Consider the following 15,418-nt stretch of genomic DNA (forward strand, 5'->3'; position numbering starts at 1 on the left):
CGGCGGCGTGTCGGCTTAGACTGGTGCGCGTTATGAAGGTGTTCCGAAAATCCGACGAAATGCTCCAGCGTCCGCTGTGGCAGAAAATTCTCATCGCAGTAATCGCTGTCGTCGGCGACGTGTTGGCCGCGTCGGATAGTGTTTCGGTAAATGATGTCTCAGAGAATCGGGTGCTTGTTATACTTGCGGTGTTGGTCGGTACTTGGGCGCTTTTACCTTTGGCTTTGCGCCATGCCGTTGGGGAGCGTGACCCGCGCAGCACGCAGCCTGGCCCGCGCAGTGCATTGGTAGCCGCAACCATTATTTCGGCGACGGTGACGATTGCTGAGTTTCGGCCTTCGGTATTTATAGCGGCGTTTTCTGCGGCCTCGCGCCGCAGCCGGTTGTGGATGGCGCTGGTATGCACGGCCATGGTGCTCTCGGAGTTGGTCGATTTTGATATATCTCGAAGCGAAGGGCTTAGTGCGCCCGGGAAGTTGGGATTTTTCTCTGGCATCATCCTCCCAGCAGTAGTGGTTTTAGTCGTCGGGTTGGTTCGCTCGAACCAAAAAGAGCGCACGATTGCGCTGCAGGCGCAGGCGGAGCTCACGCATGAGGAAATGACCACCCGGGAGAATTTTGCGCGGCAGGAAGAACGCGACCGGATCGCGCGGGATATGCACGATACACTCTCGCATCGACTGAGCATGATTGCGGTCTACGCCGGCGGGTTGGCCTACCGCAAGGACCTAGATCCGGAAGAGACACGGAAGTCCGCGCGCACGATTCGCGATGAAGCCGAAGCTGCCGTGGGGGATCTGCGTGAGGCGCTGCACTCGCTGCGCAGCGAGGGGCGCATCGATCCGCGCGAGGGCGTGGAATCGCTGGTGGAGCGTTCCCGCCAGGCGGGCATGGAGGTGGAAGTGCGCTACCGGGCGGGCGCGGGGCCGCAATCGCTGGAGGAGCTGAGCACCATGGCCGGCCACGCGCTCAACCGCGCGGTCCAGGAGGGCCTGACCAACGCCCGTAAGCACGCACCGGGGCAGCCGGTCACCATCACCATCGCTACGCTTGCCGACGCCCTGTCTATCACCATGTCTAACCCCACCGCCCAGACTGGGGAAAAGGCAGGCGTGCACAGTGGTGGGTACGGGATCGTCGGCATGCGCGAGCGCGCTAGTGTTGTGGGCGGATCATTGCAGGTACAGGACGGGGAAGAAAGCTTCTCGTGGACGCTGCGCCTGCCAAGGAAGGAAGAAAAGTGAGTGAAATTCGGGTGGTGCTTGTCGATGATGAGCCGCTGTTGCGCCACGGGCTGCGCGTGATCTTGGAAGGCGCGCCGGGCATTAGCGTCATTGGCGAGGCCGGCAACGGCAAGGAAGGCATCGAACTTATCTTGGCCGAAGAGCCTGATGTGGTGCTGATGGATATCCGCATGCCGGTCATGGACGGCATCGAGGCGACGGCGCAGCTGCACTCGCTCGCCGGCGCGCGCGATATCCCGGTGGTGATGCTCACTGCCTTTGATACCGATGAGTTCATCCTGCACGCCCTACGCGCTGGGGCAGTGGGATTCTTGTTGAAGACGACGGCGCCGGAGGCGCTGGTGGCGTCGGTAAGAGCAGCGGCCCAAGGCCAGCAACAGTTAAGCCCGAAGGTGCTAAAAAACCTGGTGGGATTGGCGAACACGCCGCCGCAGCCGGAACAGGAGATGATTCAGCCCAGTGGGCTAGATGAGCTTAGCGAGCGCGAAAATGAAATCGCCCAGCTGGTGGCCCAGGGGCTGAGCAATGCCGAGATTGCCGAGCAGCTTTTCATCTCGCTGACCACGGTTAAGACGCACATGAAGCACATCCTGGCCAAGATCGATGGCACCAACCGAGTGCACATTGCTATTGCAGTGCTCGGCGGCTAGCTCCTGCTCGGTGCGGGACCGGCTAGGGCCGACGGAAAATGGCGGAGACTAGCCCGATAAGCGCAATGGCGCCGACAATGATGGAGGCCGCCGGCCAGTATTGCGGGAAGTACTTGAGCGTGTAGCCAAAGACTTGGCCGTCATCGAAGTGCTGCCACAGTGCTACAGGCATCCACCACAGCTTGGTCAGAGTGAGCAGCGCGCCCACCAGGCCGGTGGCAACCCGCGCGCCACCGCGCAGGAAGAAGCTCGCCGCAACCAGCAGTACGCCCGCGATGGTCAGTGCAAACAGCAGGGGAGTATCGGTGCCCAGCGGAGAGCCGCGCAGCAGGAACTCGTGGTCAATTGCGTGTTGTTCGATGAGGGTATATCCATCGAGGACAACGTCGTCTGGGATTCCCATAGGTTAATTCTCCTTAATCGTGCCCGGAGCGGCTGGGGCGCCTGAGGTGGCATAGGGAAGGCCGACAGAAACGCGGACAGTTGCCACCTTAGAACCGGGTTGTACATCTATTATAGACAAATCTGTCTTTGAGGGCGTAGTCTGAGGCCTTTGACTCGATACAAGGAGACAGTGTGATTATTACCGGACTTCTCACCGGCATCGTCTTCGGTGCTGTGCTGCAGCGCGGGCGCTTCTGCGTGACCGGCATGCTGCGCGATATTTTCCTCACTAAGACCTGGCGCGGTTTTACCGCTCTGCTCATTTTGATCTCGGTCCATGCTTTTGGCCTTACCCTGTTGACCGGCGCTGACGTGCTCTCTCCGGAGATTGCTGATTTCAAACCAGTAGCCGTCATCGTTGGCGGCTTCATCTTTGGCCTTGGCATCATCTTGTCTGGCGGCTGCGCTTCAGGCACGTGGTACCGCTCTGCCGAGGGCCTAGTTGGCTCGTGGATTGCGCTGCTGTTTTATGGGCTATCGGCCGCGGCGATGAAGTCCGGTCCGCTGGCTGGGGCGAATGATTGGTTCAAGCAGTGGAGCCTGCCGGTAACCACCATCCACGACGCGCTGCATATCTCGCCGTGGATTCTCGTGGCTGTGCTGTGGGGCGTGACCTTTATGCTGTGTCGCCACTACCGCGCCAAGGATGCCGGGCGCCCGAAGGTGGACTTGGGCCAGCCGTGGTACGCCAAGCCGTTGAATATGAATATCGCGGCGGTTGCTGTTGGCATCATCGGCACGGTGGGTTTCGTGCTCTCTGCCGACGCCGGCCGCAATGGTGGGCTCGGCATTACCACGCCGACTGCGGATATCGTGCGCTGGGCCGCCACCGGTGATTCCGTGCGCATGAATTGGGGCACCCTGTTGGTCATCGGCCTTCTGGTGGGTGCTTTCATTGCCGCGAAGTCCGCCGGCGAGTTCCGCGTGCGCGTTCCGGATGCACAGACTGCAACCCGCGCTATTTGGGGTGGCATCATGATGGGTGTGGGTGCTTCGCTGGCTGGCGGTTGCACCGTGGGCAACGGCATGGTGGAGACCTCCTTGTTTAGCTTCCAGGGCTGGGTATCGTTGTTCTTTATGGCACTCGGCGTGGGTGCGGGCGCACGCCTATGGCTCAAGCCGAAGAAGGCGCAGGGCCACCAGTCACGGCAGCCGCAGACCTACTCCACCGAGGAGTCCGTGGATAACTCGGCGGTCTCCGCCGAGGAGAAGGTGCTGCCGAGCTTTGCCTCTGCCACCGGGGCAGTGGCGCTCAAGACCAAACCGCAGGCCAAGGAAAAGGCCCGTGCTCTAGGCGGTGGGCGCTACGCGCTGGATACCCTCGGTGCAGTCTGCCCGTTCCCCTTGATTGAGGCCAAGCAGGTCATGGCGGAGCTAGAGCCTGGTGAGGCGCTGGTCATTGATTTTGACTGCACCCAGGCCACCGACTCGATTCCGCAGTGGGCGGCCGATGAAGGCCATGAGATTCGTGATTTCCATCGCGCAGGCGATGCTGGTTGGCAGGTCACGGTAGTCAAGGGCGGCTAATTACATCATTGTCAGCTACTATGTGGAGGCAGAAGAATCGAGCGTGATTCTTGTGCCTCCTTTGTGGTTTGAAAGAAGTTATCGCATGCCCGAGTTTGATGATAATTCCACCGCTGTTGCGGATATTTTGCATGCCTTCGCCGTCTTTGAGCGCGAGGAAGAACACCTGCTGGACGCGGAACTGCGCCTTAACGTGTATGCCAGCTAGGCCATGATTCGTGTCTTTTCCGCGCTGCTGCCCTCTGCCGCCGCGCGCGAGCATATGGTACATACGCTTAGGCCCATCCATGCGGCAACTACCAACGAGTTGCGCTGGACGGATCCGGATAATTGGCATGTGACCATGGCCTTTTATGGCGACCAGCCCAATGATGCCGCGGCTGTGCGCGAGCACCTCGCCCACGCGGTGGCTGGGCGCTCGGCGTTGGATGTGCATGTGAGCGGAGCGGGAAGTTTTGAGCAGCGCACGTTGTGGGTGGGCGTCGGCGGGCAGGCGCGCGGCGTGCGAGAGTTGATGGCTGAGTGCCAGCTTGCCGACGCCCCCTTTAATCACCACCGCTCCCACCTCACCGTCGCGCGTGCCGGCCGGCGGACCCGTGAGCCGTGGGCGCTGGCGGATTATGTGCGCGCGTTATCGGTGTATCGGGGACCGGATTTTCGCGCCGACCGCCTTTGTCTGATGCAATCCCACCTCGGTGAGGGCCGTGGCGGCGGCCCGCGCTACGAGGTGATAGAGGAGTATCCCCTGTTTTAGGCGGAGCGGGCCGTACGGACTTCGTGCACCAGGGAATCGAGCTCCGCGCGGGTGGCCGTGCGGTCTGGGTGGGTGGTGCAGAAATCTAGCAGGAAGTAGCCGGCGTGTTGTACGGCAATGTGCCGTGCCCAGAATCGGCGCACGGCATCGGGGTTATCCACGGCGAGGGACTGGATGGCGCGGCGCTCCGAGAGCAGCTCGTATTGCAGGTCGCGGCGCGCGGACAGTACGGCATCTGGGGTATTAACAAAGAGCAGGCCGAGCAGGGTAGCCATGGATTCCATCGCGCGGACCTGCAGGCGGGCCTGATTGCGTACAGGAGCGCGACGCTGCCATAGCCATAGCACGGCGGTGGCGATGAGGATGGACAAGATGATTTCGCCGCAGCGAGCCTGGATGGTGGGCAATAGGGGCCGGGTGGCGGAGTTGCCCATGAGCAGGGCAAGTGGGGTGGAGAAGATAACGCAGATGGCGTAGTTTTTCGCCACGAAGATTTCGGCACAGAATTGGCACGCGGCCAGCGTGAGCAGGAGCGTCCAGCCGCTGATGCCAAAGTAATGGAGGATAGAAAACAGCAGCACGCCGACGACAGAGCCGAGCATGCGGTGGATGCCGCGGACGGTGCCCGGCACATGGTCGGGTCCCCATTGCAGCATGAGGAAGGCAGAGACCACGCCCCAGTCCGGCCGGTCGAAGCCGAGGCTAAGGCCCACGAGCACGGTAATGATCGCCGAAAGAACCACCTTTTGGGTAGTGACCATGGCATGCGAATCCCGCACCGCGGCGCGGTAAAGCCGGTACCGGCCGGTGGGCCGGGTATGGGGGATAGCGGTGCGATTCGGGTCGACGTCGGTGACATGATCGGTAAGCTGGTCCGAATCGGAGCCGAGGTCAAGGGCGCGGTTATGTGCCACGATGGTGTGCTGGGCAGCAAGGGTGCGCTCTACTAGGTGGGCTCCTTGGGAGTCGATGATGCGGCCACCGCGGATAATGTGGGCGTCGGAAAGCGCCTGCCAAGCAGCAAAAAGTGCGGTTTGTGCTTGGTGGTGGCGGGCGAGTGAATCATCCTGTCCGGCCTGGAAGGCAGACGCGGCCTTTTCCAGGCTGGCTACGGCGCGGCGCTCAGGGCCGTGCGGGTCAAAAAGGGCCGGGGCCATGCCGAGGATCAAGCTGGCCACCATGCCCGTCAGCGCCCAAAAGAGCAGCTGGCCCACGGTGACATCGGTGCGGGCGAGCATGACCGAGCCGCCGCCGACCATGACGAGGAAGAAGGTGCCCGGTGGCGGCAGGCGCAGCGCATTTTGGGCAAAGCCACAACCGGCGGCCAATGCCGTGGAGTAGAGGCCTGCGAGTAGGAGCCACCAATGGCCGTGGCCGGGCGCAAAGATAAGATGGCCTACCAACACGCCGACGGCGGCGACGGTAATGAGCGCGGTGCCGGCGGTGAGCATGACGCGCGGGCGGGTGCGATAGGGCTGTCCCTCGCCAAAGATGACGGTAAACGCGCCGGTGGAAATGAGCAGGATAGCGTAGTCGTGGCCGGTAAGCAGCGCAATGGCGCCGGGCAGGAGAATCGCCAATCCCGCGCGCAGTGCACCAGGCCAGCGCACCGAGGCGCTATTAAATGCGGTGAGTAGCTGGGTGGTGCTAGGGCGCTGCGGGATGGGATAGTCAAGCTGGGCGGCCACGGAGCAGCAGGATCCTTTCTAAGTGGAGTTATCTGACCCGACTACCTTACGCCCACCAGCACCCGCTTCACATTTCGGCGGCCGCGATAAGCCGACGCGTGTAGTCCGTGCTGGGGGAGGACCATACGGCCTCGGTAGGGCCGTGCTCGATGAGCCGGCCGCGGTCGAGGACGGCGACACTATCGCAGAGGTGGCGCACCACCGCAAGGTCGTGGGTGACAAAGAGTAAGGTGAGCTCTCGCTTGTCGATGATCTCTGCCAGTAGCTCCAAAACCTGCGCGCGCACGGACATATCAAGGGCCGAGACTGCTTCATCGGCCAGCAGGATATCTGGCTCGCCGCACAGCGCGCGGGCAATGGAAATGCGCTGGCGCTGGCCACCAGAAAACTCGTGCGGGAAGCGGTCGAGGCTATCGGCCGGAAGCCCGACCTCTGCAAGCACGGCCGCGGCGCGGGAGCGCTTTTCGGCTTTGTTTGGGTTGCCCGGCATGGCCTCTGCGATGGATTTCCAGATCTTTAGCCGCGGGTTGAGAGAGCCCTGCGGATCTTGGAAGACCATCTGCACTCGGCCACGGACAGTGACCTCGCCGCTTGTGGGCTGGTCGAGTCCGGCAATGAGCTTGAGCAGGCTGGTCTTGCCCGATCCGGAGCCACCCACAATGCCGAGGCGCTCGCCGTGGTGCACGCGCAGATCGATGCCGTCGAGTGCGGCGTGAGTGCCGTGCACCTTGCTAACCCCTTCGAGCGTGACGAGGGAATCTTCTGCTGCGGCCGGGGCAAGGCTCATCTCTGGCGGCTGTGAGGAGGCGATGAGCTCGCGGGTATAGGGATGCTCGGGCTGGGCAAGAATCCGCTCGGTAGGGCCCGACTCCACCACTGCGCCATGGTGCATTACCACAACGCGGGGACACATGCGGCGGATGACTCCCAAGTCATGGGTGATGAAGATCAGCGCGATGCCGCGAGCCTTGGTCACGCGCTCGATGACGCGCAATACGCCATCTTGCGTGGTGGCATCCAGCGCGGTGGTCGGTTCATCGCAGATGAGCAGATCGGGGTGGCCGGCCATGGCCATGGCAATGAGCACGCGCTGGCGCTGGCCTCCGGAGAGCTGATGCGGAAATCGGGAGGCAATGTCGGCATCAAGCTCCACCTCTTCGAGAGCGGTTGCGGTATCGCGCACCCCGGCGTGGGCCAGCTGTTTGCCCACGCGCATAAGCGGGTCCAGCGCGCTCATTGGCTCTTGGAAGACCATGGCCATGGTCTTCCCGCGCAATGGGCGGATACGGGAATCGCGTGTGCCGACTACCTCGTGGCCATCCACTGTGACGGAGCCGCTCGCGCGCACCCCATCGGGCAAAAGCCCCATGATGGACAGCGCAGTGAGCGATTTTCCGGAGCCGGATTCACCAATAATGCCGAGCTTTTCGCCGGCCGCGAGCTCGAAGTTAAGCGGCCCCAGAAGAGCAGTGCTGGACCCAGCAGCGGTGACCGCCAGGTTATCTACTTTGAGCAGGCTCATCGCGCGGATCCTTTCAGGCGGGGATCGAGGAGGTCACGGAGGGCGTCGCCAAGCAGGTTAAAGCCCAGCACTGTTGCCGCAATGGCCAGGCCGGGCCAGAAGGCCTGCAGAGGAGCGGTGCCCAGAAGCGACTGGGAATCTTGCAGCATCCGGCCCCACGAGGCGGCCGGTGGGGCGGTGCCTAAGCCAAGATAGGACAGGCCGGCCTCGGCCAGGATGGCAAGCGCGAAATATACCGAGGCCTGCACGATGAGCAGACCGGCAAGATTGGGCAGAATATGGCGCCACGCTACCTTCCAGCCCGGCACCGCGGAAATGCGCGCGGAGGAAATATAGTCCTGCGTGATGACCTGCAGCGTGCCCGAGCGCGCAACCCTGGCAAAAGAAGGAATGCCGGCGATGCCGATAGCAATCATGGCCGTAAGCGTTGAGGGGCCCCATACCGCGCCAGCAATAATCGCCAAAAGCAGCGCGGGGAAGGCAAGCAACAAATCCGCACTGCGCATCACTAACGCATCGGCCCACGTGCCGCGGCGCATGCCAGCGAGGATGCCGAGCGGCACGCCGACCACGGCGGCGATTCCCACCGCCACTAGGCCGACGAAGACCGTAATCTGGGCCCCCGCCATGAGGCGGGAAGCGGTATCGCGACCGAAGCGGTCCGTACCAAGGAGATGCTCGGCACTGGGGCCGGCAAGGCTCACATCCGGGTGCGCGAGAGTAGGGTCATACGGCGTCCACACCAGCGAAATCACTGCCACCAGCACCGTGGCGGCGACGAGGATGGCCCCCAGCCAGCCAGAAAAACGCAGCTTCATTATTTATCACCTGCCGTGATGCGCGGATCGATGAATCGGTAGGCCACATCCGTGAGGGCATTGACCACCAAGGCGAAGGCGACGAGGAGCATGACCAAGGTCTGCACCGTGGTCAGATCGCGCACCGCCACCGCATCCAGCAGCATCGAACCTATGCCGGGGATGACAAAGACGGACTCAATTACTACGGCGCCCACGACCATCGTGGTTAGCTGTACGCCGGCCACGGTAAGCACGGGCAGCGCCGCATTGCGCAGGCCGTGGCGCTTCAGCGCCTGCCACGGGGACTGACCCAGCGCACGGGCGGTACGAATATAGTCCTGATGCAGCACATCGAGCACAGCCGAGCGCACATAGCGCGTCAGCATTGCACCTTGCACCACGGCCAGCGCAATGACCGGCAAGATGAGGTGGCGAATAAACTCGCCTGCGCCCTGGTTTGGCGGCACCCAACCATTGGCCGGCAGCCAGCCTAGGTGAACGGCAAAGATGGCCACCAGGATGATGCCGAGAAGGAAGCTGGGCACCGCAATGCCTAGCTGCGTACCGGCAGTAACCACATCCGCGCTGCGGGTACGGTTGCGCAGTGCCAACCACATTCCCACCGGGATGGCCCCGGCCAGTGCGAGCAGCATCGCTAAACCAATCAGGATGAGCGTGACTTGGGCGCGGTCCAGCACCAGCGGCGTAATATCTTGTTGCGAGGACAATGACTGCCCAAAACTGCCGGTAAACAGGCCTTTTATCCACTCCCAATATTGCGTGAGCAGCGGGCGATCCAGGCCCAGCTCAGAGCTGAGCTTGCCGACGGCCTCTTCGGTCGCATTCACTCCCAGCGCCACCCGCGCCGGGTTGCCTGGCACCGCGCGCATGAGCGCGAAGATGATGATGGAGGCGGCAAAGAGCGTTAATGCAAAGCGCAGCAGCGGGCGCACGATGGCGCGCCCAGTAAGGCGAAGGGAAGTCATCGTGCCTCCTTTTCGGCGTCGTCTGCGGCGTTATCCGCAGAAGCCGCGCTAGCAGTAGCGTCTGCGGAGCTGAGATCGCGCAAGATCAGCGCGTCCGTGACCTGATCAGGATGCAGTCCGCGCACGCCTGTGCGGGTGAGCACGATATTGGGCATATTCATCAAAGTCAGCGCGCCGGCATCAGCCATGATCTGGTCCACGGCTTGTGCCATGAGCTTGGGGTAGTCCTGCTCGGGTGCGGAGTCTGCCTGGGCCAAAAGCTCGCGGGTGCGCGGCGAATCGTAGTTGAGGTAGTAGTCCGGATCGCCGAATAGGGTTGGCACATCGCGCGGTTCTACGTGGGAGATGAGCGACATTTGATAGTCTTTGGCACCCATGACCTGGCCCAACCATACGGCTGGGAACTCGGCGGATTCCAGCTTCACCTTAAAACCAACTTCGGTGAGTTGCGAGTACAGCAGCTCGGCGACGGTCTGGGCATAGGGCAGCGTCGGTGTGGTCAGCGTGATTTCGGCCCCTTCTGCGCCGGCCTCTTCGAGTAACTGGCGGGCCTTATCCGGGTTGTAGTCGTAGTAGTGCTTGCCTTGGAACCATGGATCTGTAGGTGGGATTGGTGCACCACCGGTGTCTTTGGCTAGGCCATTCCACAAAATGTCATTGGCCGCCTTGCGGTCGACGGCATAGGCGACTGCCTGGCGCACGCGCGGATCATCAAAGGGAGCCCGGGCATTATTCATGGATAGCAACACCTCACCATTGGTGGTGCCGACCTCGGTAGCGATGCCGTCCTTGACGTCGTCGAGAAGCTCCGGGTTTTGCACACCCCAGACCACGTCCACGCCGCCGGCCTGCAGCGCATTGACCGAGGAGATGGTGTCTGGGAAATAGCGCACGGTGACATCGTGCGCGGCGGGCTTTCCCCAATAATTTTTGCGGACCTTGAGCTCCACAAATTCCGAAGGCGCAAAGCGGGAAACCTCAAAGGGGCCGGTACCCACCGGTTGGGCGGCGAGGTTATCCATGCCATTAGGCGTCATCATCGCGCCGGTGGCCGTGCCCATGGACCAGAGCCAACCATTCGATGGCTGTTTCAGGCGCACCTTTAGTGTGTGATCATCGATGGCTGTGGCCTTGGCTACCGGATCCATGGCTGCAGAGATGCCATTGGTCCATTTCTCGCGAACGTAATTAATGGAAAAGGCCGCGGTCTCGGCGGTAAAAGCATCGCCATTGGAAAAGGTGACACCTTTGCGCAGGTGGAAGGTATAGCTGCGGGCATCGTCGCTGATCTCCCACGAGCTGGCGAGCCCCGGGGTGATAGAACCGTCCTCATCGATGCGCACGAGAGTTTCGTAGACATTGTCCATGAGTACGGCGGGGATGGCGGCACCACCGGTAGTGGTGAAATCAAGGGAGGCGGCTGCCGAGGTGGAGGCTACGGTAAGGGAAGCAGAAGCGGAGTCACTATCTGCTTGGGAGGTATCAACCACCGCGGTATGGCCTGCAGAGCACGCTGATACGGTTCCGACAGCGGCCGCCATGGCGAGGCTACCCAGCGCCCTGCCGGCGCGAAATCTTCTCATAGGAAGCAGGGTAGCCGGTGGGGATAGCTGCCGTGAAACTTATGCAAAATTTCCTGGAGTGGGGATAACTTCTAGGGGTGAAACGCCCCCGCGTACGTTGTTCATAGCCAGCTTCATGCGGTCCGCGCGATAGAGGTATACCGCCAATTCCACCGGTTCGCCGGAGTGGTTGGATATTTCCATCTGGAGCCGCCACAGTGGGGTGCCAGTGGCTACTTCAAGTGCCTCGGCATCCTCGGCCGTGGCTTCCTCCAACGTGAGTTCGCGGCGCACATTATCAAAGTCCACGCCGCATTCGTGCAGGTGCGCATGAATAGAGCCGGCATCCGCGTCGAAGTCCAAGATGTGCTTTCCCACCACCATGGGGAAATACATGCGCTCAATGGCAATGGGGTGGTCCTCGGTATAGCGCACGCGGTGGACAAAGACCACATTTTGTTCTGGGTCCACACGCAGAAAACGAGTGATTTCCCGCGGCGCACGGCGGCGAGCCAGCCACAGGGTGTGCTGTTGGGGATCCGCGTCATATTCGCTGAGCCAGCTGGAGATGGAATAGATGGATTCAAAAAGCTCTGCCTGGGTAGAGGCTAAAACGGTGGAGCGTCGCCCGCGGCCGGAGGAAACCAGCCCTTCGGCGCGCAAAGCCGCAACCGCTTGGCGCACGGGTCCGCGGGAAGAAGAAAACTTCTCGCATAAATCTGCTTCGCTAGGTAGAAAATGGCCTGGTTGCAGCACGCCAGAGCGGATCTGTTCTCGCAGGTAGTCCGCGATCTTTTTATGTTGCTGTTTATCGCGTGGGCTCATTCAACCTTTGTCCTTAGTCTCTCCGGGGCTTTTCGCAGCGGAGCGAAACACGTCAATGTTATTCCATTTTGCTAGGGTGCGCTAACGCAACAGCGTCACTAAGAAACTACGCGCTATTTGAGTGAAAAGGCACTAAATAAAATCACGCGCCGCTCTATCAGCGCTAGGTGGGTGGGAAGCACGCTAGGCTAAGTCTTCGTGAACGAGAGCACCGAAACTATTGAAGTACGCGAAGCCGGCGGTACCGCGCGCCTAGGCAAGGCAGTGACGGTGGCTGTCATTATCGCCGTCGCGCTGCTGCTAATCGGTGGAGTGCTTATTTACTCGGCGCTGCAGGAGCCGGCCGACACACGCTTGCATACCGTTTACCTCATTGCCGCGCTCATGCCCTTAGGCGGGGCGCTGTGCGCGATGCTGGCGGTGGTAGCCTCCGCGCGGCGCCGAGCTCGTGCGCTGCTGCGCATTGGCGAGGATATTTCCTTGCCACTCCAGCGGACTAGGTATCCGGCCGCTGAGCTAGACCGCATGCAGTTCTATTCGCTCGAGCCGGGCCAAAATTTCCTGGCCCTGATTCCGCGTGGGGTACGCGTTTCTACCTTGGACGAAGCGCAGCAGTATTCGGTGCGATTGCCGGAGCAGGCGAACCTGGGACCGCGGGAGCTTGAGGGAAAACTCCGGGAACGGTTCCCCGAGGTCCCCATTGACCACCTAGGCCACGTAAGGGCCGAAGGCTAGCTCGGGGTGCCGGCTACGCGTGCCGGATCGAGCTGCCAGCCCTGTGCGAGCAGTTGCATATTCTTGATGACTTCCTCGTGCGAGCTGGACTGCAAGGAAACCATCAGCTCATCGGCCTTAGCGTGCTTCTGGAAGGTCTCGAGGTAGTTTGCCACCTCATCGGCGGTGCCCACGGCGGAGTACTTCAGCATGTCTAGGATCTGCTGGCCCTGGTAAGAGCCGATAATCTGCTCCACCTGCTCATCGGTGAGGTGCTTGCCGCGGCCGGCGAAGGCCTTGACGCGGTTGAAACACACGCGCTCGTATTCCTCCTGCGCCTGTTGGGTGGTCTCGGCGGCGGTGACGTTGACTCCGGCGATGAGGTAGGGCTTGCTGAAGCGCTCGGAAGGCTGGAAGTTCTCGCGGTAGTAGGTGGTAGCCTGCTCGAGGTGCTGCGGGGCAAAGTGAGAAGCAAAGGCATAAGGCAGGCCGAGCTTGGCGGCTAGCGAGGCGCCGAACATGGACGAGCCCAAAATATAGATCGGCACGTTGGTATTGGCACCTGGAACGGCGCTGACCCCCGGGATATAAGACTTGCCCTCGAGATAGGAGTTGAGCTCTTTGACGTCTTCGGGGAAGCGTTCGGCAGAGTGGGCGTCGCGGCGCAGGGCGCGGCCCAGGGTATTCATATCCGTGCCGGGTGCGCGGCCTACGCCTAAGTCGATGCGCTTGGGATACATCTCCTCCAAAGTGCCGAATTGCTCGGCGATGACATAAGGGGAGTGGTTAGGCAGCATCACTCCGCCGGAACCCAAGCGAATGCGCTCGGTCTTCGCACCAATGTGGGCGATGAGCACGGCCGGAGAAGAAGACATGATGGACTTCATATTGTGGTGCTCGGTGTACCACATGCGAGAATAGCCCAGCTTTTCTGCTTCCTGTGCCAACTGCACGGAGCGGGCGATGGATTGTGCTGGGGTCTCGCCCTCATAAATGGTGCAGAAGTCCAAGACGGAAAGATGCGCGCGTTCGGTCACGGGGAGAGCCTTCCTTTTGCTTTCGGTAAATCCTGTCTAAGTTCTCTTCTTCCAACGGTACGCGCCGCCTGACTATTCCGGGCGGGGCTATACCGCATCGCCGCAGGGGCCTGTTGACATAAAAATCCCCTCCGCCTCGGCACCGTGGTGAGGTGTGGAGTGGGAGGGGGAGGTAGGAAGGAGAGACTAAGCCTCAGCGAGGGCGTCGGCCTCCGCCGGCTCTGTTGCCGGTGGGTTGGCGGCCTCGTGCTTCTCGCCTGCCTTGGTGGCGATATCGACAACGAGGCCGATGACTGCCGCGATGGCGGTAGGGACGATCCAGCCGAGGTCTACGGACTGGCCAGGAGCCAAGCTCAAGAGGGGATCGAGTGCGTCGGTTCCCCAGCCCTGATCTGCGATAACGGACAAGGCCGACCACAGCACCGATACCCACAGTGCCAAACGGTAGGTCCAATAAAAGACCACGGACTTTTTCACCACTGGTTGGATCAGGGTGAGGAAGATAAGGGAAATAGCTGGTGGATACAGGAAAGTAATGAAGGGCACTGCAATGGACAGCACCGTCTCCAGCCCCTGGAAGGCGAAGAGAATGGACAGTGCGGTAAAGAGGCAGGCCCAGACGTGGTACTTCACCTTAGGCACAAGCATTTCGAAGAAGGCGGAGGTGGAGGTGATAAGGCCCACCGCGGTGGTCATGCAGGCCAGGATGACGATGGCGGAGAAGACGACTTGGCCGATGGTGCCCATGGTGAGATTTGCGGCGTCGGCAAGCAGGGGCGCTCCTGACTCATAGGACTGGCCATTGGGAATGGTTTGGCCTACCCACGCCAAGCCCAGATAGATAGCGGCCAGCAAAGCGCCAGCAACCAGAGCGGCAGTAATGGTGCCGTTAACCAGGGACTTCTTGGTCTTAAAACCCTTGGAACGCAAAGCGCCGACAATGACGATGGAAAAGGCCAGACCCGCAATGGCATCCATCGTGTTATAGCCCTCAAAAAGGCCGGTGACCATGGGGGAAGAAGTATAGTCCGCAGTAGGTGCTTGGGGATCGCGGGGATTGTTGAAAGCTGCCAAGGCGATGAGGACAACCAACAACGCCACCAAAGCCGGGGTGAGGAACTTACCCAAGGTATCGATAATGGAATTTGGCTTCCAAGACAGTGCTAGGGCGATAAGGAAAAAGACCACATTGAAGATGCCATTGGCCATGGTTCCCTCCCAGCCCAGCAGCGGGGTGATGGCGGTTTCCATGGAAACGGCGCCGGTGCGCGGCAGGGCGTAGAAGGCGCCGATGGCAAGGTAGGCCATTACAGAAAAGACGAGGCCGAAAAGCGCGCCACCGTTGGAGCTCAGGTCGCGCACGGAGCGGCCCGAAATGGAGACGGCAACAATGGCTAGGACCGGAAGGAGCACGCCGGCGGCGAGGAAGCCGAGGACGGCGGGCCAAAAATTGGTGCCGGCCGAAACTCCCACCATGGGTGGGAAGATGAGGTTGCCGGCGCCGAAGAACATCGAAAACAGCATCAACGACGCAATTACGATGGTGGCGACGGGCTTTGCAGTGCTTGACGCGACTGGGGTAGCCATGGTGGCTCCTTAATTTTCCATGTACAGCTAGAATGTGAGGAAGCTTTCCTTATTCCGCCGAGGGGTGATGGCGGGGTG

General features: G+C 61.3%; 15 protein-coding genes. 6 read left to right on the forward strand and 9 right to left on the reverse strand.

Annotated features, from left to right (window positions below):
- The first annotated feature begins 32 nt into the window (after positions 1–32).
- Together RAE07_RS00300 and RAE07_RS00305 are read left to right on the forward strand one after the other, a co-directional pair.
- Positions 33–1,244, forward strand: coding sequence for a sensor histidine kinase (locus tag RAE07_RS00300; protein ID WP_317001072.1), 1,212 nt, complete (start codon positions 33–35; stop codon positions 1,242–1,244).
- Complete coding sequence (locus RAE07_RS00305; protein WP_317001073.1) at positions 1,241–1,894, forward strand: response regulator; 654 nt, start codon at positions 1,241–1,243, stop codon at positions 1,892–1,894. Before RAE07_RS00300 ends, RAE07_RS00305 begins: the two co-directional genes overlap by 4 nt.
- 22 nt (positions 1,895–1,916) lie before the next feature.
- Here the strand turns inward: RAE07_RS00305 and RAE07_RS00310 are convergent, their stop codons facing one another.
- A complete protein-coding gene (locus RAE07_RS00310; RefSeq protein ID WP_317001074.1) occupies positions 1,917–2,297 on the reverse strand; it encodes a hypothetical protein in 381 nt (126 codons plus the stop codon).
- 173 nt (positions 2,298–2,470) lie between these two features.
- Between RAE07_RS00310 and RAE07_RS00315 the strand changes: the two genes are divergently transcribed.
- From RAE07_RS00315 to thpR, 3 genes are all read left to right on the forward strand, one after another.
- Positions 2,471–3,865: a YeeE/YedE thiosulfate transporter family protein gene (locus tag RAE07_RS00315; protein ID WP_200288756.1), complete on the forward strand. Its 1,395-nt coding sequence runs from the start codon at positions 2,471–2,473 to the stop codon at positions 3,863–3,865.
- 85 nt (positions 3,866–3,950) lie between these two features.
- On the forward strand, positions 3,951–4,073 hold the full coding sequence (locus RAE07_RS00320) for a hypothetical protein (RefSeq protein ID WP_255342548.1): 123 nt from the start codon (positions 3,951–3,953) through the stop codon (positions 4,071–4,073).
- A gap of 3 nt (positions 4,074–4,076) precedes the next feature.
- Positions 4,077–4,619 carry an RNA 2',3'-cyclic phosphodiesterase gene (gene thpR / locus RAE07_RS00325; RefSeq protein ID WP_317001075.1) on the forward strand — a complete coding sequence of 181 codons (543 nt, stop codon included), beginning with the start codon at positions 4,077–4,079 and terminating at the stop codon, positions 4,617–4,619.
- Here the strand turns inward: thpR and RAE07_RS00330 are convergent.
- The 6 genes from RAE07_RS00330 to RAE07_RS00355 form a co-directional block, all read right to left on the reverse strand.
- Positions 4,616–6,307, reverse strand: a complete 1,692-nt coding sequence (locus tag RAE07_RS00330; RefSeq protein ID WP_317001076.1) for an FUSC family protein — start codon at positions 6,305–6,307, stop codon at positions 4,616–4,618. The genes thpR and RAE07_RS00330 overlap by 4 nt on opposite strands.
- Positions 6,308–6,374: 67 nt before the next feature.
- Positions 6,375–7,829, reverse strand: a complete 1,455-nt coding sequence (locus RAE07_RS00335; RefSeq protein WP_200288759.1) for an ATP-binding cassette domain-containing protein — start codon at positions 7,827–7,829, stop codon at positions 6,375–6,377.
- On the reverse strand, positions 7,826–8,647 hold the full coding sequence (locus RAE07_RS00340; protein ID WP_200288760.1) for an ABC transporter permease: 822 nt from the start codon (positions 8,645–8,647) through the stop codon (positions 7,826–7,828). The genes RAE07_RS00335 and RAE07_RS00340 overlap by 4 nt, the downstream gene beginning before the upstream one ends.
- A complete protein-coding gene (locus RAE07_RS00345; RefSeq protein WP_200288761.1) occupies positions 8,647–9,615 on the reverse strand; it encodes an ABC transporter permease in 969 nt (322 codons plus the stop codon). Before RAE07_RS00345 ends, RAE07_RS00340 begins: the two co-directional genes overlap by 1 nt.
- Entirely contained in the window at positions 9,612–11,198 is a 1,587-nt protein-coding gene (locus tag RAE07_RS00350; protein WP_317001077.1) for an ABC transporter substrate-binding protein, read from the reverse strand. Before RAE07_RS00350 ends, RAE07_RS00345 begins: the two co-directional genes overlap by 4 nt.
- Before the next feature lie 39 nt (positions 11,199–11,237).
- On the reverse strand, positions 11,238–12,002 hold the full coding sequence (locus RAE07_RS00355) for a GntR family transcriptional regulator (protein WP_086588313.1): 765 nt from the start codon (positions 12,000–12,002) through the stop codon (positions 11,238–11,240).
- A gap of 198 nt (positions 12,003–12,200) precedes the next feature.
- Between RAE07_RS00355 and RAE07_RS00360 the strand changes: the two genes are divergently transcribed.
- Entirely contained in the window at positions 12,201–12,737 is a 537-nt protein-coding gene (locus tag RAE07_RS00360) for a hypothetical protein (RefSeq protein ID WP_200288763.1), read from the forward strand.
- Here RAE07_RS00360 and RAE07_RS00365 read toward each other — a convergent pair.
- Positions 12,734–13,753 carry an LLM class flavin-dependent oxidoreductase gene (locus RAE07_RS00365; protein ID WP_200288764.1) on the reverse strand — a complete coding sequence of 340 codons (1,020 nt, stop codon included), beginning with the start codon at positions 13,751–13,753 and terminating at the stop codon, positions 12,734–12,736. The genes RAE07_RS00360 and RAE07_RS00365 overlap by 4 nt on opposite strands.
- A gap of 186 nt (positions 13,754–13,939) precedes the next feature.
- Positions 13,940–15,340 carry a branched-chain amino acid transport system II carrier protein gene (gene brnQ, locus RAE07_RS00370; RefSeq protein WP_200288765.1) on the reverse strand — a complete coding sequence of 467 codons (1,401 nt, stop codon included), beginning with the start codon at positions 15,338–15,340 and terminating at the stop codon, positions 13,940–13,942.
- Between the last annotated feature and the right edge of the window lie 78 nt (positions 15,341–15,418).

This window comes from Corynebacterium nasorum, assembly GCF_032821635.1.
In the GTDB taxonomy this organism is placed as follows: domain Bacteria; phylum Actinomycetota; class Actinomycetes; order Mycobacteriales; family Mycobacteriaceae; genus Corynebacterium; species Corynebacterium kefirresidentii.